A 20,622-nucleotide genomic window follows, 5' to 3' on the forward strand; every position below is an offset into this window, starting at 1 on the left:
TTGCCAAGCCGACCGGCATATGCTGACAATCGAATGGGAACTGGATCCGCCATCAAGAGCGAACATGAGAATGGGGTAATGCGTGCCGGATCAACCGGGTAAGAGTGCAATCGAGGTTCGCGGCGTCCGCAAGGTGTTCGGTATCGGGGACGCACAAGTCGCCGCCCTCGATACGGTTTCGGTGTCGATCCGCGAGAACGAGTTCTTCACGCTGCTAGGACCGTCGGGCTGCGGAAAGACGACGCTGCTGCGGCTGATCGCCGGCTTCGACTTCCCCAGCGAAGGCGAAATCCTGCTGCATGGCCAGGACATCGCGCCGCTGCCGCCGTTCAAGCGGCCGGTCAACACCGTCTTCCAGTCCTATGCGCTGTTCCCGCACATGACGGTGGCCGAGAATATCGGCTTCGGCCTTGAGATGCTGGGCAAGCCGAAGACCGAAATCAAGGCGCGCGTCGCCGAGATGCTGAAGCTGGTCAAGATGGAGGCGCTGAGTGCCCGCCGCACCAGCCAGATCTCCGGCGGCCAGCAGCAGCGCGTGGCACTGGCGCGCGCGCTGGCGCCGCAGCCAAAAGTGCTGTTGCTCGACGAGCCATTGTCGGCGCTCGACTACAAGCTGCGCAAGGAAATGCAGATCGAACTGAAACGGCTGCAGCACCAGACCGGCATCACCTTCATCTTCGTCACCCACGACCAGGAAGAAGCGCTGACCATGTCTGATCGCATCGCCGTGATGTCGGCTGGCAAGATACTGCAAGTCGGCACGCCCTGGGACATCTATGACAAGCCAGCCGAGCGCTTCGTCGCCGACTTCATCGGCGAAACCAATTTCCTGACCGCGGCCATCACCGGCATCGGCAACGGCAAGGCGCGCGCGACACTAAAGTCCGGCGCGACGATCGACGCGACGGTGGCTGAGGGCTTCCAGCCGAAGGCGAATGCCACCCTGGTGGTCAGGCCGGAACATGCAAAGCTGACCGGCGGCAAGGGCGATCTTTCCGGAACCGTCGAAAACATCGTCTATTTCGGTACCGATACGCATATTCATGTCCAACTGGATAGCGGCGAAGCCTTCACCGTGCGCCAGCAGAACACGCGCAGCGCAGGCTGCGGTTTCGAGCGGGGCGACAAGGTCGGCGTCTCGATCGGCAACGACGCCGCGCAAGTGCTGAGGGATTGATGGCGAGCGCGGAAGAAGTCGCCAAGGCGGCCGAACGGCGCGACATCCGCGACCGCTGGCTGCTGTCGGCGCCGGCCCTGCTGATCATCTTCCTGGCAGCGACCGGCCCATTGCTGATCGTGCTGGTCTATTCGTTCCTGACACCCGGTCCTTATGGCGACGTGAAGTGGCAATTCTCGCCGGAGGCGTGGATATCGGTGTTCATGGAACGCGATATCTTCGACGACACGCTGTCGCTCGCCGCTGCCCATGTCACCATCTTTTGGCGCTCGATCAAGCTTGCCATCGTGACCACGCTCGCCACCCTGGTCCTTGGTTTTCCTACCGCCTATTTCATGGCAACGCGCAGCGAGAAGACGCGCGATCTCTGGCTTTTCCTGATCACCATTCCGTTCTGGACCAACTTGCTGATCCGCACTTTCGCCGTGCTGCAGATCATCCGCAACGAAGGGCTGATCAACACGGTGCTGCTCAAGCTCGGCATTATCTCCGCGCCGATCCAGATACTCTTCACCGACACGGCGATCCTTATCGGCATGGCCTATGTCTATCTGCCGCTGATGGTGCTGCCGATCTATGCCAGCATGGAGAAGCTCGACTTCCGGCTGGTCGAAGCGGGATACGATCTTTATGCGACGCGCTTCCAGGTGCTCAGGCGCATCATTTTCCCGCTGGTCAAGCCCGGCGTCGTCGCTGGCTCGATCCTCGTCTTCATCCCGGCGCTGGGCGCCTATGTCACGCCGAGCCTATTGGGCGGCGGCAAGAACATGATGCTTTCCAACCTGATTGAATTGCAGTTCGGGCAAGGCCGCAACTGGCCGCTCGGCTCGGCGCTGTCGATCGCTGTGATGGTCATCGTCATGGTGGCGCTGCTTGCCTATGTGCGCAATGCCGGACAATCGGAGATGCGTCATGGCTAGCAGCTTCTCCATCAAGCATCAGTCCGGCTTCACCGCGATCGCCGCCACCTGCTTCGTCGTGCTTTATCTGCCGATCGTCGTGCTCGTCGTCTATGCCTTCAACGCCGCGACCTCGACGTCGGAATGGGGCGGCTTTTCGCTCAAATGGTTCCAGTCGGCGTGGCAGAACACGCAAGTCATAGACGCCACCTTGCGCTCCTTTCAGATCGGCGCCACGGCGGCGATCCTGGCCACCGTCTTCGCCACCATGGCGGCGCTCGCTACCACGCGCACGCCGCCCTATCCCGGCCTGACCTTCAAATATGCCGCCATCAACCAGCCTTTGATGGTGCCCGAGATCGTCACTGGCGTGGCGTTGCTGATCTTTTTTTCGCGCATAAAGATATTCACCGGCTATTCGGGGCTCGGCTATCTGATCGCCGCGCATACGGCGTTTTGCATTCCCTTTGCCTATCTGCCGATCCGGGCGCGGCTGGAGAACATGGACCTGACGCTGGAGCGCGCCGCCGCCGATCTCTACGCGACGCCGTGGCAGACGTTCAGGCGCATCACGTTGCCGCTGCTGTGGCCCGGCATTCTGGCGGGACTGATGTTGGCCTTCGTCATTTCGCTCGACGATGTTGTCATCACCGAGTTCGTGAAGTCGGGCGGCCAGGACACGTTGCCCACTTACATGCTTGGCCAGATACGTCGAGGGATAACGCCGGAGATCAACGCGATATCGACCGTGTTCCTGCTCTTGTCGGTCGCCATCGTGACGTTGTTTTTCTTCATCAGCAGGAAACGGGACTAGACATGAAAATGGGAGCTAAGACCATGAACTGGAAGACCACGGCGACCGCCATCGGGCTGGCGCTGCTCGCCTCGACGAGCCTTGCTCGCGCCGACGGTGAGCTCAACATCTACAATTGGGGCAACTACACCAGCCCCGATGTGATCAAAAAGTTCGAGCAGAAATACAACGTCAAGGTGACCATCACCGATTACGATTCGAACGATACGGCGCTGGCCAAAGTTCGCCAGGGCGGCACCGGCTTCGACATCGCGGTGCCTTCGCAAACCTTCGTGCCGATCTGGATCAAGGAAGGCCTCGTGCAGGAGACCGATCCCGGCAAGATGGAGAACTTCAAGAACGTGGCGCCAGAATGGGCCAATCCCGATTTCGATCCCGGCCGCAAATATTCCGTGCCGTGGGCTTGGGGCACGGTGGGCATCGTGGTGAACACCGATGTCTACAAGGGGCCGTCGGACAGTTGGGGGGTCATCTTCAACACACCCGACGAATTGAAGGGCAAGGTCAACGTCGTGCCGGAAATGAACGACGTCATGTTTGCGGCGACCAAATATGTCGGCGGCGCGCAATGCGCCAGCGACAAGGAAACGCTGAAGAAGGTGCGTGACACGCTGGTTGCCGCCAAGCCGAACTGGATCGCGATGGAATACAATACCATCGAGAAAATGGGCGCCGGCGATTTCAAGGCAACCAGCGACTGGAACGGCTCAGCCCTGCGCCAGCGGCTGGCGAATCCCAAGATCCACTATTTCTATCCCAAGGAAGGTTTTGGCCTCTGGAGCGACAATGTCATGGTCCTGAAGGACGCAAAGAATGTCGAGAACGCCAAGCTGTTCCAGAACTTCATCATGGATCCGGAAAACGCCGCCGGCCTGTCCGCCTTCCACCGCTACGCCAACGGCATTGCCGGTTCCGACAAGTACATGCCAGCCGATATGAAGGATGCGCCGGAAGTCATCATCCCGGAAGACGTCAAGGCGCATGGCGAGCTGCAAAAATTGTGTTCAGAGGAAGTGCAGGCCATCTACAGCAAGATCTGGACCGAACTGCAGAAGTAATCCACATCCGGACGAAACCCGGCGGCAATTGCCGCCGGGCCTTTTCCCGGCGATCGGACTGCCTATGATTTCTTATCGCAACAGCGAACCGGCGCCGCCGATCATGCAGGGTTCGCCGCCGCGGATGGTGCCGCCGAAGCTCGACTGGGACCGGCCGCCATGGAACCGCTGGGCGTTTCAGCATATTCGCGAAATCCTGCCGACCGTCGAGGTCTGGCGCGGCAATGGCCATCGCCACAGGCTGGAGCGAGCCGAGGTCGATCTCGACGTGCTGCCGGTGGGCGACAGCATGGGGCAGCCGACGACGCTGGCTGGACTGCTTGACGAGACTTACACCGACGGCTTCCTGGTGCTGAAGGGCGGCAAGGTCGCCTATGAGCGCTACTTCAACGGCATGACCGAGCGCACGCTGCATCTGTCGCAGTCGATGGCGAAGTCGGTCACCGCATCGGTGTTCGGCATACTGGTCGGACGCGGACTGATCGATCCGGGTTTGCCGGTGACCACCTATCTGCCGGAGCTGGAAGCGACCGGCTGGGAGGGCGCCAGCGTGCAGCATGTGCTCGACATGACGAGCGGGGTGCGCTTTTCCGAGGAATACACTGACCCCTATTCCGACATCGGCCAGGTCGATGTCGCCACCGGCTGGAAGCCGGTGCCGCCGGACTGCGATCCGGAATTGCGCTGGCCATCGCATATGTTCGAACTGATCCTGGGGCTCAAGGAAAAGAGCCGGCCGCACGGCGCTGCCTTCGAATACCGCTCGATCGAGACCGACGTGCTTGCCTTCATCATGGAACGGGTGAGCGGCAAGCGCCTGGCGCAGCTGGTCTCGGAAGAGCTCTGGCAAAAGCTCGGCGCAGATGAAAGTGCCTGCTTCACCGTCGATAGCGCCGGTTATGCGGTTGCCGATGGCGGCTTCAACGCCACGCTGCGCGACTATGGCCGCTTCGGCCAGCTGATCCTCGACAATGGCGGCGGCGTCGTGCCGGCCGAGTGGATCGAGGCGACGCGCAATGGCAGGCATGGGCCGGACTTCAGCCCCAGCCTGCCGGAAGGCAGCTATCGCAACCAGTTCTGGATCGAGGATCCGCGCTCGTGGGCGCTGATGTGCCGTGGCGTGTTCGGGCAGCTGATCCACATCGACTGGGATACGAAAATGGTCGTGGTCAAGCTTTCGAGCTATCCGGATTTCACCAACGTCGCCTATTCTGTGGCGACGCTGAAAGCGGTGCACGCCATCGCCGCGGCGCTCGCCTGAAACTCGGCCAAAAGATCCTGAAGGAAACGCTATGACCGGCAAGACCGCGTTCGAGACCAGGTATGGCTTTGCCCGAAACCAAGTGCTGCTCGGCAATTGGCGGGAAAGCCCGTTCAGCCGGTGGTCGTTCCAGAATGTCGGCGAGCTGGTGCCGAGCGCTGCCGTGACGGCAAGGCCGGGCAGCAGCGAGGCGCCGGCGCAGGATTTCGGCGGGCTACTTGGCGAAAAGGTCACTCTGGCAGGCGGAGCGGAGACTGTCGCGGCGTTTCTCGCGCGCTCCGACACCGACGCTCTGACGATCATGAAAGCCGGCAAATTCGTCGGCGACTGGTTTGCACCGCATATGGAGTTCGGTGAGCGCCACATCGTCTTTTCGATCAGCAAGTCGCTGACCGCCATTGTTGCCGCCATATTGGAAGGCGAGGGGATTTTCGATCCGCAGGCTCCGGTAAGCCGCTACCTGCCCGAAGCCGTCGGCTCGGCCTATGGCGATGCGCGTGTGCGGCACGTGCTCGACATGAGTGTCAGCCTCGATTTCGAAGAGGCCTATCTCGATCCGGAAAGCGCCTTCGCCCGCTATCGCCGTGCAATGCTGTGGAATCCAGGCGGGGGCACCGAGAGCCTGGCCACTTTCCTCACGACGCTGCAGGGCCTGACCGAGCCGCATGGCCGGACGTTCCGCTACCTTTCGCCCAATTCCGACCTGCTCGGCATCCTGCTCGAACGCGCGTCAGGCCAGCGTTTCGCCGATCTGATGCGCGAGAAATTATGGGAGCCGCTCGGCGCCGTCGGCGACGCCTCGGTGACAGTCGACATGGAAGGCACGGCGCGTACCGCCGGCGGCATTTCGGTGACACCGCGCGACCTTGCGCGCGTCGGCGAGATGATGCGGCAAGGTGGCGTGGCCAATGGCCGCCGCGTCGTGCCGGAAGCCTGGATGCGCGACACGACCGAATCCGGCGGTGACGCCGAGGCATGGCGGCGCGGTACGATGGCGTCCCTGTTTCCGCGTGGCCGGTATCGCAACAAATGGTACCAGACGGGCGCGGCAAGCGGCGCCTTCTGCGGCATCGGCATCCACGGCCAGTGGCTTTACGTCAATCCGATGGCCGAAATTGTGATCGCAAAGATGTCGTCGCAGCCGGTACCGGTCGACGATCCGCTCGATCTGGATATGATTTCTTTCTTCGAGGCGCTGAGCCGGATGGTCTGATCCGATCCGTACCGCTTATGCAGCTTTCCTGTGGACCTTTCAGCGGGTTGAAAACGCTGCGGTTGGCGCAGCGGGCGTCTCCGCCTATGGTCGCTGCTCTTTTCGACCAACGACAGGTAGGACATGGCATCCGACATCAAGCGCATCGCAACCATCATAGCCGCCGAAATCGGCGCGCGGCCCGAACAGGCTGCGGCGGCGATCGGTTTGCTGGACGACGGCGCGACAGTGCCGTTCGTGGCGCGTTACCGCAAGGAGGTCACCGGCGGCCTCGACGACACGCAGCTGCGCGATCTTGCCGAGCGGCTCGCCTATCTGCGCGAACTCGACGCGCGCCGCGACACCATCCTTGGTTCGATCCGCGAGCAGGGCAAGCTGACCGAGGAGCTTGAAGCGAAAATCGCTGCTGCCGTGACCAAGGCGGAACTCGAAGATATCTACCTGCCTTACAAGCCGAAGCGCCGGACCAAGGCGGAGATCGCGCGCGAGCGTGGGCTGAGCCCGCTGGCGGAAGCTATTCTCGCCGACCGTACGGCCATGCCCGCCGAGCTGGCGCTGGCCTACATCAGCGAAGACGTGGCAGACGCCAAGGCAGCGCTCGAGGGTGCGCGCGACATCCTGTCCGAGCAGTTCGCCGAGAATGCCGACCTGGTCGGCAGATTGCGGACTTATATGAAGGAACGCGCATTCCTGCGGTCGCGCGTCGGCGACGGCAAGCAGGAGGCCGGCGCCAAATTTTCGGACTATTTCGACCATGTAGAGCGCTGGGCCAACGTGCCGAGCCATCGCGCGCTGGCCATGCTGCGCGGCCGCAACGAGGAGGTTCTGTCGCTCGACATCGAGGTCGATGCCGACGATGCCTCGCCGGTGAAGCCGGTCGAGCGGATGATTGCCGATGCTTATGCCATCGGCCGCCAGTTGCCGGGAGACCGCTGGCTGATGGAAGTAGCCAGCTGGACCTGGCGCATAAAGCTGTCGCTGCACCTGACGCTCGATCTGATGCGGGACTTGCGTGAACGGGCCGAGGAAGAAGCGATCCATGTCTTCGCCCGCAATCTCAAGGATTTGCTGCTTGCCGCCCCTGCCGGCTCACGGCCGACGATGGGCCTCGATCCGGGCATTCGCACCGGCGTCAAGGTGGCGGTGGTGGACGGCACCGGCAAGCTGCTGGCGACGACAACGGTCTATCCGTTCCCGCCGAAGAACGATGTCCGCGGCACGCAGGCCGAACTGGCCAAGCTCATCCGGCTGCATAAGGTCGAGCTGATCTCGATCGGCAACGGCACCGGCAGCCGCGAGACCGAAAGGCTGGTGGCCGACATGCTGGCTGACATGCCTGCCGGGTCCGGGCCGAAGCCGCTCAAGGTGATCGTCAGCGAAGCCGGTGCCTCGGTCTATTCCGCCTCGGCAACGGCGGCGGCGGAATTTCCCGGCCTCGACGTATCGCTGCGCGGGGCGGTGTCGATCGCCCGGCGCCTGCAGGATCCGCTCGCCGAACTGGTCAAGATCGAGCCGAAGTCGATCGGCGTCGGCCAGTATCAGCACGACGTCGATCAGTACCGCCTCGGCCGCTCGCTGGAAGCGGTGGTCGAGGATGCGGTCAACGCCGTCGGCGTCGACCTCAACACGGCGTCAGCGCCGCTTCTGGCGCGGGTTTCGGGTCTCGGCGCATCGCTGGCCGAGGCGATCGTCGCGCACCGGGACGCGACCGGCCCGTTCGCAAACCGCCGCGAGCTGTTGAAGGTCTCCCGCCTTGGACCCCGCGCGTTCGAGCAATGCGCCGGCTTCCTGCGCATTCCCGACGGCAGCGAGCCGCTCGATGCCTCCGCCGTGCATCCGGAAGCCTATGGCGTGGCCAAGAAGATCGTTGCGGCCTGCGGGCGCGACGTTCGCTCTCTGATGGGCGACAGCGCCGCACTCAAGGCGCTCGATCCGCGCGTCTTCGTCGATGAGCGCTTCGGCCTGCCGACGGTGCGCGACATCCTGGCGGAGCTGGAAAAGCCCGGCCGCGATCCGCGCCCCGGCTTCAAGACCGCGACCTTTGCCGATGGCATCGACGACATCAAGGATCTGAAGCCCGGCATGCAGCTTGAAGGCACCGTCACCAATGTCGCGGCCTTCGGTGCCTTCGTCGATATCGGCGTGCACCAGGACGGATTGGTGCACGTCTCGCAACTGGCTGATCGGTTCATCAAGGACGCGCATGAGGTGGTCAAGGCCGGCGACGTGGTCAAGGTGCGTGTCGTCGACGTCGATATCAAGCGCAAGCGCATCGGCCTGTCGATGCGCAAGGATGGCGACGGTGGCGCACCGAAGCCACGCGACAATGGCAGCAGGCCGGTGCCGCGTGCGCCGGCGCCCCAACGCCAGCCGGAGCGGCCGGCGCAGCAGGGCGCGTTCGGCGCCGCGTTGGCCGATGCGTTAAAGCGGAAATAATTTCGCGAGCCGGGCTGTGGCAGGTCAGACGGCGGCGCTCGACATTGATGATCCATCACCAATGCTCATAGATCGGCGAAGCTATTTCGTTTGATTTTTTCAGGACGGGAGCCGATAAGCCGCGCGTTTCAAGATTTCTGTTTCGATGCATGTCGTTATCTCCAGGCTGCCGAACACCCCTCGGGTCAGGCCCGCGGGCAAGCTTTGGGCGACATGCATGAGTTTGGGAGACCGAGAGCCATGGCCACCGACAAGAACGCATTCGTCTGGGATGATCCTTTCCTGATCGAGGACCAGCTTTCGGAGGACGAGCGCATGGTGCGCGATGGCGCCGCGGCGTTTGCCGCCGACAAGCTCGCTCCGAAGATCGAGGAAGCCTACCTCGAGGAAAAGACCGACGCCGGGATCTTTCGCGAAATGGGCGAGGCGGGTCTGCTCGGCATTACCATCCCCGAGGAATATGGCGGGCTCGGCGCCAACTACGTCACCTACGGGCTGGTCGCGCGGGAAGTGGAGCGGATCGATTCCGGCTATCGCTCGATGATGAGCGTGCAGTCGTCGCTGGTGATGTATCCGATCCATGCCTATGGCTCGGAAGAACAGCGCAGGAAATACCTGCCGAAGCTGGCGTCGGGCGAATGGATCGGCTGCTTTGGCTTGACCGAACCTGATGCCGGTTCCGACCCGGGCGGCATGAAGACGCGGGCCGAGAAGACCGCGAACGGCTACAGGATCTCCGGCTCGAAAATGTGGATTTCCAACGCGCCGATCGCCGACGTGTTCGTCGTCTGGGCAAAGTTGTCCGACGAAAGTGGGGGCGCGCATGACAACCAGATTCGCGGCTTTGTCCTTGAAAAGGGCATGAACGGGCTGTCGGCACCGAAGATCGGCGGCAAGCTGTCGCTTCGCGCGTCGATCACCGGCGAAGTGGTGATGGAAGGCGTCGAGATCGGCGAGGACGCGCTGCTGCCCAATGTGTCGGGCTTGAAGGGGCCGTTCGGCTGCCTCAACCGGGCGCGCTACGGCATCTCCTGGGGCGCCATGGGCGCGGCCGAGGATTGCTGGCACCGCGCCCGCCAGTATGGCCTTGATCGCAAGCAGTTCGGCAAGCCACTGGCCGGGACGCAGCTTTTCCAGAAGAAGCTCGCCGACATGCAGACCGAGATCGCGCTCGGCCTGCAGGGCAGCCTGCGCGTCGGGCGGCTGATGGATGAAGGCAAGATGGCGCCGGAGATGATCTCGCTCGTCAAGCGCAACAATTGCGGCAAGGCGCTCGACATCGCCCGCCAGGCCCGCGACATGCATGGCGGCAATGGCATCCAGATCGGCTACCACGTCATGCGCCACGCCCAGAACCTGGAAACCGTCAACACCTATGAGGGCACGCATGACGTGCATGCGCTGATCCTCGGACGGGCGCAGACCGGGTTGCAGGCGTTCTTTTAGAGCAATTCCAGGAAAAGTATGAAACGGTTTTCCGCCCGGAATTGCGTCAAACAAAAGGAATAGAGCGGTTCGGCGTTTCCTTGAAACGATGAACCGCTCTAGCATTGGCAGGGGTCCTCCGCTTCCAGGGCGCCATTGCCTGGTATCCCCCCGTAAGGCCGGCGATCGGCAGCTTTCGACGACGGTGCCACATTTTGTTCTTGCTTTGTGCCGGCAGCTATGCTACTAATTCGGATATGGTGCTAATTGGCTCCAACGACCCGCCCGCCGAGGCGGGTTTTTCTTTTCCGCTGTTTTCGACGAAGCATCGCGTGTGCTGCCGATCATCGATATCGGCGGGAAGCGCCCGGTGCTGACCCGCCGCACTTCGGCTCTGCAGCGTTGCAACGTTTTGCCGCCACACTGCGGAATCCAGGGGTCGGCGCTCCGTTTCGTGAGCTATGAAAGCTGCTTAATTTAGGTGCAGCGCAACATCTCTGCTTGGAGAATGCTCAGCATTCGTGTCAGGGTTCAGCGAACTCCTTTGAAACGCCGACCTCAGGGGCACCATGGCAATTCTGGCAGCCGTCTATCACCTGACCCATTACAAATACGACCGGCCGGTCGTATTAGGCCCGCAAGTCATAAGGTTGCAGCCTGCGCCGCATTCCCGCACGAAAGTGCTCAGCCATTCGCTGAAGGTCGGGCCGGCAAATCACTTCGTCAATTTGCAGCAGGACCCCTACGGCAATTTCCTTGCCCGCTTCGTCTTCCCCGAGCCGGTGACGGAACTGAAGATCGAGGTCGATCTCGTTGCCGACATGACGGTCTACAATCCGTTCGATTTCTTCGTCGAGCCCTCGGCCGAGACGTTTCCGTTCGAATACCCCGAAGAGATCCGGGACGATCTGACCATCTACCGGACGCCGGAACCGGCGGGGCCGCTGTTGGAGGCATTCCTCAAAACCCTCGACCGCAGCCCGACCAACACCGTCAATTTTGTCGTCGACCTCAATGCGCGGCTGCAGCGCGAGATCGCCTATATCGTGCGCATGGAAACCGGCGTCTTCTCGCCCGAGGAAACGCTGGCCGCCGGCAAGGGGTCGTGCCGGGATTCCAGCTGGCTCCTGGTGCAGATACTGAGGAACCTCGGCATCGCTGCGCGCTTCGTTTCCGGCTACCTGATCCAGCTGAAGCCCGACCTCGTCGCGCTTGACGGGCCGCCCGGCACCGCCGTTGACTTCACCGATCTCCATGCCTGGTGCGAGGTGTATCTGCCGGGGGCCGGTTGGATCGGCTTCGACCCGACCTCCGGCCTGCTCACCGGCGAAAGCCATGTGCCGCTCGCGGCAACGCCGCATTTCCGCAATGCCGCGCCGATCTCCGGCATGGCGAGCTTCGCCAATGTCGAGTTCGGCTTCGACATGCGGGTCGACCGCATCGCCGAGCATCCGCGCATTACCAAGCCGTTTTCCGACGAAAGCTGGCAGGCGCTCGATGCGCTGGGCAACCAGGTTGACGCCGCGCTTGATGCCGGCGACGTGCGGCTGACCATGGGCGGCGAGCCGACCTTCGTCTCGATCGACGATTTCGAGGCTGCAGAGTGGAACACCGCCGCCGTCGGGCCAACCAAACGCGAAAAGGCCGATGCGCTGATCCGCCGGCTGCGCGAGCGCTTCGCGCCGGGCGGCTTCCTGCATTACGGGCAAGGCAAGTGGTATCCCGGCGAAAGCCTGCCGCGCTGGACCTTCTCGCTCTACTGGCGCACCGACGGCGAGCCGGTGTGGAGCGACCCGTCGTTGATCGCGCGTGAAAAAAGCGAGGCCGATGTCGGGCCGATGCAGGCCGAAAACCTGCTGACGGCGATTGCCGATGAACTCGGCATCGACAAGACCATGGTCAGCGAAGCCTATGAGGATCCCGCCGAATGGCTGCTCAAGGAAGGCAAGCTGCCGGAGAATGTCGATCCGTCCAATTCGAAGCTGGAGGACCCGGAGGAGCGCAGCCGTATGGCGCGGGTGTTCGAACGCGGGCTGACCAAGCCGTCGGGCTATGTGCTGCCTGTCCAGCGCTGGAACAGCCAGGCGTCAGGACCGCGCTGGCGCTCGGAGAAGTGGAAGACGCGGCGCGGCAGGCTGTTCCTGGTGCCGGGAGATTCACCGGTAGGTTACCGCCTGCCGCTCGGCACGCTGCCTTACGTGCCGCCGGCGCGGTTCCCCTACATCGTGCCGGTCGACCCATCGCTGCCGCGCGGACCATTGCCGGCGCGTGAGGCGATCTTGCCCGATTCTGCTTCTTCGCCTGCGTCGGCCGAACTTGAAGGCGCCGACGAGATGGCGCGACGCCAGCAGGCCGTTTCCTTCACGGCCGCCACCGGCCAGCAGGACCGCGTCGAACAGCAGATCACCGAGATCGGCGGCGCCGTGCGCACGGCACTTTCGGTCGAGCCGCGCGACGGACGGCTTTGTGTGTTCATGCCGCCGGTCGAGGCGCTGGAGGACTATCTCGAACTGGTCGCGGCGGCGGAGAACGCGGCAAAGGCTATTGGCCTGCCTGTGCATATCGAGGGTTACGGCCCGCCGCACGATCCGCGCCTCAACGTCATCCGTGTGGCACCTGATCCCGGCGTTATCGAAGTCAATATCCACCCCGCTGCGAATTGGCAGGATTGCGTGGCGACGACCACGGCGATCTACGAGGAGGCGCGGCAGACGCGGCTTGGCGCCGACAAGTTCATGATCGACGGCCGCCATACCGGCACCGGCGGCGGCAACCACGTCGTCGTCGGCGGCGCAACGCCCAATGACAGTCCGTTCCTGCGCCGCCCCGACCTGTTGAAAAGCCTGGTGCTGCAGTGGCAGCGGCATCCGTCGCTGTCCTATCTGTTCTCCGGCCTGTTCATCGGCCCGACCAGCCAGGCGCCGCGCTTCGACGAGGCACGCCACGATTCGCTCTACGAACTCGAAATCGCGATGGCGCAGGTGCCGCATCCGGAGGGCGCGGCACCCCTGCCGTGGCTGGTCGACCGGCTGTTCCGCAACCTTCTGACCGACGTGACCGGCAATACCCATCGCTCGGAAATCTGCATCGACAAGCTGTTTTCGCCGGACGGGCCGACCGGCCGGCTCGGGCTGGTCGAATTCCGCGGCTTCGAGATGCCGCCCAACGCGCGCATGAGCCTGGCGCAGCAATTGCTGGTGCGCGCCATCATCGCTCGGGCCTGGAAGAACCCGCTCGACGGCCGCTTCGTGCGCTGGGGCACCTCGCTGCACGACCGTTTCATGCTGCCGCATTATGTCTGGGCTGACTTTCTCGATGTGCTGGACGACCTCAAGCTGAACGGCTTTGCATTCCGTCCGGAATGGTTCGACGCCCAGCTCGAATTCCGCTTCCCGTTCTGCGGCGAGGTCCAGCATGCCGGTATCAAGCTGGAGCTCAGGCAGGCGCTGGAGCCGTGGCATGTGATGGGCGAGCAAGGCGCGATCGGCGGCACCGTGCGCTTTGTCGATTCCTCCGTCGAGCGGCTGCAGGTGAAGACCGAGGGGCTCAACCCGGAGCGTCACGCGGTCGTCTGCAACGGCCGCCTGGTGCCGATGAAGGCGACCGACAACCGCGAGATCGCGGTGGCGGGCGTGCGCTTCAAGGCCTGGCAGCCGGCGTCGGGCCTGCATCCGGCGCTGCCGGTCAACACCCCGCTGGTCTTCGACATCTATGACCGATGGTCGGGCCGCGCGGTCGGCGGCTGCGTCTACCACGTCGCGCATCCCGGCGGGCGCAGCTACGACACGTTCCCCGTCAACGGCAACGAAGCGGAGGCGCGGCGGCTCGCCCGCTTCGAGCCGCGTGGCCATACGCCGTCCAGCTATGTGCTGCGCAACGAAGAAGCCTCTGAAGATTTCCCGATGACCCTTGACCTTCGGCGACCGCAAAGACTCTGATCAGCCATGGCGAAGGGGAATCACAAAAGGCTGCGCAGCAAGCCGCAAACCCACAGTCTGCTGGAGCACTACCAGCCGATCGACGGCGTCGTCGACGAGATGGTCGATGCGTCAGGCAATCCGCGGCCGGCCTGGCGGCACTTCATCGAGGCGCTGGAGGACCTGGGGCCGGAAAAGCTTGCCCAGCGCTTCGCCCGCGCCGACCAATACCTGCGCGACGCCGGCGTCTACTACCGCGTCTATGACAAGGCCGGCGCCAACGAGCGGGAATGGCCGCTGGCACATGTGCCGCTGCTGATCGAGGAGCAGGAATGGGCTGACATCAGCGCCGGCCTGGTCCAGCGCGCCGATCTGTTCGAGGAGACCATCGCCGACATCTACGGGCCGAACCGGCTGGTCGAGAAAGGCATTCTGCCGGCCGGATTGATCGCGGCCAGCCCGGAATATTTGCGGCCGGTCGTCGGCACCAGGCCGGCCAGCGGCCATTTCCTGCATTTCTGCGCCTTCGAGCTCGGTCGGGGCCCGGACGGCCGCTGGTGGGTGCTTGGCGACCGCACACAGGCCCCATCCGGCGCCGGCTTCGCACTGGAAAACCGCGTCGCCACCACCAGGGCACTGTCCGACATCTACGGCGAAATGCACGTGCACCGCCTGGCCGGCTTCTTCCGCCGTTTTCGCGATGCGCTGATCGGCATGGCCAAGCAAGCCGGCGGCCGTGTCGCCATCCTGACGCCGGGACCGCTGAACGAAACTTATTACGAACATGCCTATATCGCCCGCTATCTCGGCATCATGCTGCTCGAGGGCGAGGACCTGACCGTCTCGGGCGGCAGGCTGATGGTGCGCACGGTTTCGGGGCTGATGCCGGTGAGCGTCTTGTGGCGGCGGCTCGACGCCGCCTTCGCCGATCCGCTCGAACTGCGGCCGGACTCGCAGATCGGCACGCCGGGGCTGGTCGAAGCGGTTCGGCAGGGGGCGGTTTCGGCCGTCAACGCGCTGGGCTCCGGCCTGATGGAGACACGCGCGCTGCTCGCCTTCCTGCCGAAGATTTCGCGCGCCCTGCGCAACGAGGAACTGCGGCTGCCGACCGTCGCGACGTGGTGGTGCGGGCAGGAGGCAGAGCGCGAGCATGTGCTCGCCAATATCGATAGCATGGTGATCGGCCCGGCGCTGTCGACGCGGCTTGCCTTCGAGGACGACGGCTCGACCAAGCTAGGGTCAGCGCTGTCGGTCGAGGAGCGGACCGAACTCGTCGCCCGGATCGAACGGGACGGCGGCGACTTCGTCGGCCAGGAAGCGGTGACGCTGTCGACCACCCCGGTCTATGTCGGCGGCTGGCTGGAGCCACGGCCGGCAAGCCTGCGCGTCTATCTGGCGCGGACGCCCGAAGGCTGGACCGTGATGCCGGGCGGTTTTGCCCGTGTCGGCTTTTCGCTCGAGCCGACGGCCATCGCCATGCAGCGCGGCGGCCAGGCGGCGGATGTCTGGGTGGTCAGCGACAGGCCGGTGGAGCGCGAGACGCTGCTGCCGCAGGAGCACGACAGCTTTACCCGAACCTTGCCAGGCAGCCTGCCCAGCCGCGCGGCGGAAAACCTGACATGGCTTGGGCGCTATATCGAGCGGTCGGAAGACACGGTGCGCATCCTACGCGCCTACCATGTGCGGCTGGCCGAGACATCCGATCCCGAGATGCCGCTGCTCGCCGATATCAGGGACCATCTCGCGCCGTTCGGCATCGATGTCGAGACGGCAATCCCATTGGGGCTCATCAGCACCCTGGACAGCGCCGTCTACAGTGCCGGACAGATCCGAGACCGTTTCTCGCCGGATGGCTGGCTGGCATTGAAGGATCTGTCGAAGACCATCCATCAATTTGCCGCCACGGTGGCGCCGGGCGATGACGCGACAAGGGCAATGACGGTGATCCTGCGCAAGCTGGCCGGGTTTTCCGGCCTGCTGCACGAGAACATGTACCGCTTTGCCGGCTGGCGTTTCCTCGAAATCGGCCGCAGGCTCGAACGCGGCATCCAGATCGCCCGCACGCTCGCCCGGCTGACCAGAGCCCAGGCGCCTGAAGGCGCACTCGACATGATGCTGGAGATCGGCGACAGCGTCATGACGCACCGTCGGCAGTATCCGGTGCAGGCGGGGCGGCGCACCGTGGTCGACCTTCTGGCGCTCGATCCGCTCAACCCACGATCAATCCTTTTCCAGCTCGAACGGCTGAAAGCCGAAATCGCGCTGCTACCCTCCGTCGGCGCTGAAGGCCATATGTCGCCGGCGGCCAAGGAAATTCTGCAGCTCAACACGTCGATCGCCATCAAGGAGCCCTCGGACATGACGGCCGAGGCCCTCGGCGATCTCGCCAATGAAATCGGCGGGCTCTACAACAGCCTCGCCAAAGCCTATTTCGGGTAGAGACAGCATGCTCTACGACATCAGGCTTCACCTGCGTTACGACTATGATGCGGCGGCCGGCGGCGGCCGCCATCAGGTGCGCGTGCTGCCGCCGACCATCCCTGGCGTGCAGCGCGTCGTCGCCGCTTCACTGTCTTTTGTGCCGGCGCCCAGCGAACGCTCCGACTTTTCCGACTTTTTCGGCAACAGTGTCACCTCGATCGCCTTTCGTGACGCGCATGATGCGCTCGACATCAGGATGAGCGCGCGTGTTTCAGTATCGCGGCAGGAGCCCGGGCTCGACGTATCGCCGGACATACGCCGGCTGAGGGAAGAACTCGGCGCCGTGCACTCGCTGGCGCCGGCGTCGCCGCATCACTTTCTGGCCGCCAGCGATCATGCCGGCATCGACCCGGCAATCACTGCCTATGCGAAAGGCAGTGCCGGCAGTTCGACAGTCGGCACGGCCATGGCTCTGTGCAACCGCATTCACCGCGATTTCACCTATGACGGCGAGGCGACCACCGTGCAGACGCGGGCCAGCGACGCCTTCGGCCTGAAGCGCGGCGTCTGCCAGGATTTTTCCCACATCATGATCGCCGGCCTGCGCGGCCTCGGCATTCCCGCGGGCTATGTCAGCGGGTTCCTGCGCACCATACCGCCGCGCGGGAAGCCGCGGCTCGAAGGCGCCGACGCCATGCATGCCTGGGTCAAGGTATGGTGCGGACGCGATGCCGGCTGGCAGGAATTCGATCCGACCAATGGCATGCGGGCAAGCAACGACCATATCACGGTCGGCTACGGCCGCGACTACTCCGATGTGGCGCCGATCGTCGGCGTGTTGAAAACCACGGGCGGGCAGGTCGGCGAACAGGCGGTCGACGTCATACCGGTCGTGCTCGAAAAGGCGTGACGACGCACGTCGTCATTGCACGCGACGTCGCTAGGCTGTCCTGAGACCAAGAAATCAAGAGGCGTGGAACCGGCAGCCGGCAAGCGGCTTATCTACGGAAATTCCGTGGAGAGGACATGCTGGACAAATCCGAGTCGTCGTCTGGCCGATCGGCTGTGAGGAAAGCTGCACCAAAGAACGGGGTGCCGCAGAACGGGGCGTTGGAGAATGGCGCGCAAGCCTCGGCCGTTCGGGCCTCGCTCAACTATGTCAGCGACACTGAGCCCGGTATTCGCCGGCTGCGTTCGGGCAAGGGGTTCTCGTACAAAGGACCCGACGGGCGGATTGTCGACGGGGAGGCGCTGGCACGCATCAAGGCGCTCGCCATCCCCCCGGCCTGGACGGATGTCTGGATCTCGCCGGATGCCGACGGTCACATCCAGGCGACCGGTCGGGACCAACGCGGGCGCAAGCAATACCGCTATCATCCGCACTGGGCCGAGGAGCGCGACGGCGTCAAATATTCGAGCCTGGTCGCCTTCGCCGAAGGCCTGCCCGAACTGCGGCGGCAGATCGACGTCGATTTGCGCCGTCACGGCCTGCCGCTGGAACGCGTCGTAGCGGCTATAGTCTGGTTGCTCGACAACACGATGATCCGTGTCGGCAATGCCGCCTATGCGCGCGACAACAAGAGTTTTGGGCTGACCACGCTGCGGGACCGCCATGTCGACATCAGGGGCTCGAGCCTGCGTTTTGCCTTCGTCGGCAAATCCGGCAAGGAATGGAGATTGAAGCTTGTCGATCGCCGGATTGCCAAGGTCGTGCGCGGAGCGCAGGACTTGCCGGGGCAGAAGTTGTTCCAGTATCTCGACGAGGACGGAAACAGGCGTCCGGTGCGCTCAGACGACGTCAACCGCTATATCAGGGAAAACGCCGGAGCGGAGTTCAGTTCCAAGCACTTCAGAACCTGGGGCGGCACCATTCATGCCGCGTCGCTGTTTGCCCAAACCGAACGTCCCGAAAGCCAGGCGCAGCAAAAGCGGGTGATGAACAATGTCATCGACAAGGTTGCCGAGCGGCTCGGCAACACACGCGCGGTCTGTCGCCAATGCTACATCCATCCAGAAGTGTTCCGTGCCTGGTCGGAAGGACGGCTGCTTGACGAAATGGCGGATGCCAACAAAGGCAAGCGCTCGGTCGCCGGGCTCGACGACGAGGAGGCCCTGGTCTTGAGATGGCTGAAGGCGAGAGAAAGCTGACGTCGGACCGCGGCGTATTTTTTTGTCGACGCCATGTCGGCATCGGTCCTAGTGTTTCGTCCTTTGACAGAGAAAAGGACGAACCATGCTCTACGCGATCCTCTGCTATGCCTCTGAAGACGTCGTCTGCTCCTGGAGCAAGGAGCAGGACGATGCCGTCATGGAAAAACTTCTGGGTGTGCAGGAAAAATATGCCCAGGCGGGCCGCCTTGGCCCGGTGGCGCGGCTCTTGCCGACGACCGCGGCGACGACACTGAGGAAGGTCAAGGGCGAATCGATCGTCATCGACGGCCCGTTTGCCGAAACCAAGGAACAGTTCCTCGGCTTCTACACGCTCGAATGCGCCGACCTCGATGAGGCCGTCGACTTCGCGCGTGAGCTTTCCGAGGTCAACCCGAGCGGCGGCTCCTATGAAATCCGGCCGGTCTCGCTCTTCAATCCCGCCAAGGTTTCCGCATGACCGAACTCGCCTGGATCAGCACGGCAATCAGCACCGCTCGCCCGCAGGTGATGGGGGCATTGCTGCGCTACTTCCGCGACCTCGATGCCGCGGAGGAAGCATTCCAGGACGCCTGCCTGAGGGCACTGAATAACTGGCCGAAAAACGGCCCGCCGCGCGATCCGGCAGCCTGGCTGATCTTCGTCGGCCGCAACAGCGGCATCGATGCGGTGCGCAAGCGCGCCAAGCAGGCGCCCCTGCCGGAGGAGGACCAGATCTCCGACCTGGAGGATGCCGAGAGCGACGTCGCCGAGCGGCTGGACGGGGCGCATTACCGCGACGATATTTTGCGGCTGCTGTTCATCTGCTGCCATCCCGACCTGCCGGCCACACAGCAGATCGCCGTGGCGTTGCGCATCGTCTCCGGCCTGACGGTCAAGCAGATCGCCCGCGCCTTCCTCGTCGGGGAAAGCGCCATGGAGCAGCGTATCACGCGCGCCAAGGCGCGCATCGCCGACGCCGGGGTGCCGTTCGAGACGCCGGGAGCGGTCGAGCGCTCCGAACGGCTCGCCGCCGTCGCTGCCATGGTCTACCTGATCTTCAACGAAGGCTATTCCAGCAACAGCGGCGAGGCATCGGCGCGTGCGCCGCTTTGCGAAGAGGCGATCCGGCTGGCCCGGCTGCTGCTCAGGCTGTTCCAGACCGAGCCGGAGATCATGGGACTTACGGCGCTGTTGCTGCTGCAACACGCACGCGCGCCTGCCCGCTTCGACGAGAACGGCGAGATCGTGCTGCTCGAAGACCAGGACCGCAGCCTGTGGAGCCGCAAGATGATCGATGAAGGCCTGGCGCTGGTCGATAAGGCGTTGCGCCATCGCAAGCCCGGTCCGTACCAGGTGCAAGCGGCGATCGCCGCACTGCATGCGCGGGCGGAAAAGCCCGAGGATACGGACTGGAACGAGATCGACCTGCTCTACGGCCTGCTCGAGCAGATGCAGCCGTCGCCGGTGGTGACGCTCAACCGCGCCGTCGCGGTCTCCAAGGTGCGTGGACCGGAAGCCGCACTCGCCATGATCGAGCCGCTGGAGGGGCGGCTTTCCGGCTATTTCCATTTCTTCGGCCTCAAGGGCGGACTGCTGATGCAGCTTGACCGCGGCGAGGAGGCGCGCGTCGCTTTCGACCGCGCCATCGCGCTTGCCAATACCGCCGCCGAGGCAGCGCATATCCGCATGCATATCGACCGGCTGATGAAAGAAGGCGCCAAGCAAACGGCGCATTGATCCGACGCCTTCGCCTGGTTCAACGGTCTGACCTTTGCTTAGACCATGCCGGGGTGGCGATTTTTCCCTGAAACGAGTAATGCCACGCCATGACAGCGCCTGGTGTGCCGACCGGCAGGTGGCGGGTATGGCGC

General features: G+C 63.7%; 14 protein-coding genes. All 14 read left to right on the top strand.

Annotation, left to right across the window (positions count from 1 at the left end):
* Positions 1-82: 82 nt before the first annotated feature.
* The 14 genes from NKJ72_RS16675 (at position 83) to NKJ72_RS16740 (ending at position 20,488) form a co-directional block, all read left to right on the top strand.
* Positions 83-1,177 (top strand): ABC transporter ATP-binding protein, encoded by a 1,095-nt coding sequence (locus tag NKJ72_RS16675; RefSeq protein WP_352478297.1) that lies wholly within the window; start codon positions 83-85, stop codon positions 1,175-1,177.
* On the top strand, positions 1,177-2,097 hold the full coding sequence (locus NKJ72_RS16680) for an ABC transporter permease (RefSeq protein ID WP_352478299.1): 921 nt from the start codon (positions 1,177-1,179) through the stop codon (positions 2,095-2,097). Before NKJ72_RS16675 ends, NKJ72_RS16680 begins: the two co-directional genes overlap by 1 nt.
* A complete protein-coding gene (locus NKJ72_RS16685) occupies positions 2,090-2,890 on the top strand; it encodes an ABC transporter permease (RefSeq protein ID WP_352478301.1) in 801 nt (266 codons plus the stop codon). Before NKJ72_RS16680 ends, NKJ72_RS16685 begins: the two co-directional genes overlap by 8 nt.
* A 23-nt stretch (positions 2,891-2,913) precedes the next feature.
* A complete protein-coding gene (locus NKJ72_RS16690) occupies positions 2,914-3,948 on the top strand; it encodes an ABC transporter substrate-binding protein (RefSeq protein WP_352478431.1) in 1,035 nt (344 codons plus the stop codon).
* 64 nt (positions 3,949-4,012) lie between these two features.
* On the top strand, positions 4,013-5,209 hold the full coding sequence (locus NKJ72_RS16695; protein WP_352478303.1) for a serine hydrolase domain-containing protein: 1,197 nt from the start codon (positions 4,013-4,015) through the stop codon (positions 5,207-5,209).
* 31 nt (positions 5,210-5,240) lie between these two features.
* Positions 5,241-6,422 (top strand): serine hydrolase domain-containing protein, encoded by a 1,182-nt coding sequence (locus tag NKJ72_RS16700; protein WP_352478305.1) that lies wholly within the window; start codon positions 5,241-5,243, stop codon positions 6,420-6,422.
* A gap of 123 nt (positions 6,423-6,545) precedes the next feature.
* On the top strand, positions 6,546-8,858 hold the full coding sequence (locus tag NKJ72_RS16705; protein ID WP_352478307.1) for a Tex family protein: 2,313 nt from the start codon (positions 6,546-6,548) through the stop codon (positions 8,856-8,858).
* Between the two features lie 240 nt (positions 8,859-9,098).
* A complete protein-coding gene (locus NKJ72_RS16710; RefSeq protein ID WP_352478309.1) occupies positions 9,099-10,304 on the top strand; it encodes an acyl-CoA dehydrogenase in 1,206 nt (401 codons plus the stop codon).
* Positions 10,305-10,852: 548 nt separating this feature from the next.
* Entirely contained in the window at positions 10,853-14,221 is a 3,369-nt protein-coding gene (locus tag NKJ72_RS16715; RefSeq protein WP_352478311.1) for a transglutaminase family protein, read from the top strand.
* A 6-nt stretch (positions 14,222-14,227) separates the two neighbouring features.
* Positions 14,228-16,639, top strand: a complete 2,412-nt coding sequence (locus NKJ72_RS16720; RefSeq protein WP_352478313.1) for a circularly permuted type 2 ATP-grasp protein — start codon at positions 14,228-14,230, stop codon at positions 16,637-16,639.
* Between the two features lie 7 nt (positions 16,640-16,646).
* Entirely contained in the window at positions 16,647-17,531 is an 885-nt protein-coding gene (locus NKJ72_RS16725; protein ID WP_352478315.1) for a transglutaminase family protein, read from the top strand.
* A gap of 116 nt (positions 17,532-17,647) precedes the next feature.
* Positions 17,648-18,769 carry a DNA topoisomerase IB gene (locus NKJ72_RS16730; RefSeq protein WP_352478317.1) on the top strand — a complete coding sequence of 374 codons (1,122 nt, stop codon included), beginning with the start codon at positions 17,648-17,650 and terminating at the stop codon, positions 18,767-18,769.
* 85 nt (positions 18,770-18,854) lie between these two features.
* Positions 18,855-19,229 carry a YciI family protein gene (locus tag NKJ72_RS16735; RefSeq protein ID WP_254817007.1) on the top strand — a complete coding sequence of 125 codons (375 nt, stop codon included), beginning with the start codon at positions 18,855-18,857 and terminating at the stop codon, positions 19,227-19,229.
* Positions 19,226-20,488: an RNA polymerase sigma factor gene (locus NKJ72_RS16740; protein WP_254817008.1), complete on the top strand. Its 1,263-nt coding sequence runs from the start codon at positions 19,226-19,228 to the stop codon at positions 20,486-20,488. The genes NKJ72_RS16735 and NKJ72_RS16740 overlap by 4 nt, the downstream gene beginning before the upstream one ends.
* Positions 20,489-20,622 lie beyond the last annotated feature (134 nt).

Origin of the sequence: Mesorhizobium sp. M0045 (assembly GCF_040323385.1) — a bacterium.
Classification (GTDB): domain Bacteria; phylum Pseudomonadota; class Alphaproteobacteria; order Rhizobiales; family Rhizobiaceae; genus Mesorhizobium.

What these genes read in the sequence shown, in the direction of transcription:
- NKJ72_RS16680 (WP_352478299.1), top strand. Translation starts at nt 1,177, where the DNA reads ATGGCGAGCGCGGAAGAAGTCGCCAAGGCGGCCGAACGGCGCGACATC.
- NKJ72_RS16685 (WP_352478301.1), top strand. Translation starts at nt 2,090, where the DNA reads ATGGCTAGCAGCTTCTCCATCAAGCATCAGTCCGGCTTCACCGCGATC.
- NKJ72_RS16690 (WP_352478431.1), top strand. Translation starts at nt 2,914, where the DNA reads ATGAACTGGAAGACCACGGCGACCGCCATCGGGCTGGCGCTGCTCGCC.
- NKJ72_RS16695 (WP_352478303.1), top strand. Translation starts at nt 4,013, where the DNA reads ATGATTTCTTATCGCAACAGCGAACCGGCGCCGCCGATCATGCAGGGT.
- NKJ72_RS16700 (WP_352478305.1), top strand. Translation starts at nt 5,241, where the DNA reads ATGACCGGCAAGACCGCGTTCGAGACCAGGTATGGCTTTGCCCGAAAC.
- NKJ72_RS16705 (WP_352478307.1), top strand. Translation starts at nt 6,546, where the DNA reads ATGGCATCCGACATCAAGCGCATCGCAACCATCATAGCCGCCGAAATC.
- NKJ72_RS16710 (WP_352478309.1), top strand. Translation starts at nt 9,099, where the DNA reads ATGGCCACCGACAAGAACGCATTCGTCTGGGATGATCCTTTCCTGATC.
- NKJ72_RS16715 (WP_352478311.1), top strand. Translation starts at nt 10,853, where the DNA reads ATGGCAATTCTGGCAGCCGTCTATCACCTGACCCATTACAAATACGAC.
- NKJ72_RS16720 (WP_352478313.1), top strand. Translation starts at nt 14,228, where the DNA reads ATGGCGAAGGGGAATCACAAAAGGCTGCGCAGCAAGCCGCAAACCCAC.
- NKJ72_RS16725 (WP_352478315.1), top strand. Translation starts at nt 16,647, where the DNA reads ATGCTCTACGACATCAGGCTTCACCTGCGTTACGACTATGATGCGGCG.
- NKJ72_RS16730 (WP_352478317.1), top strand. Translation starts at nt 17,648, where the DNA reads ATGCTGGACAAATCCGAGTCGTCGTCTGGCCGATCGGCTGTGAGGAAA.
- NKJ72_RS16735 (WP_254817007.1), top strand. Translation starts at nt 18,855, where the DNA reads ATGCTCTACGCGATCCTCTGCTATGCCTCTGAAGACGTCGTCTGCTCC.
- NKJ72_RS16740 (WP_254817008.1), top strand. Translation starts at nt 19,226, where the DNA reads ATGACCGAACTCGCCTGGATCAGCACGGCAATCAGCACCGCTCGCCCG.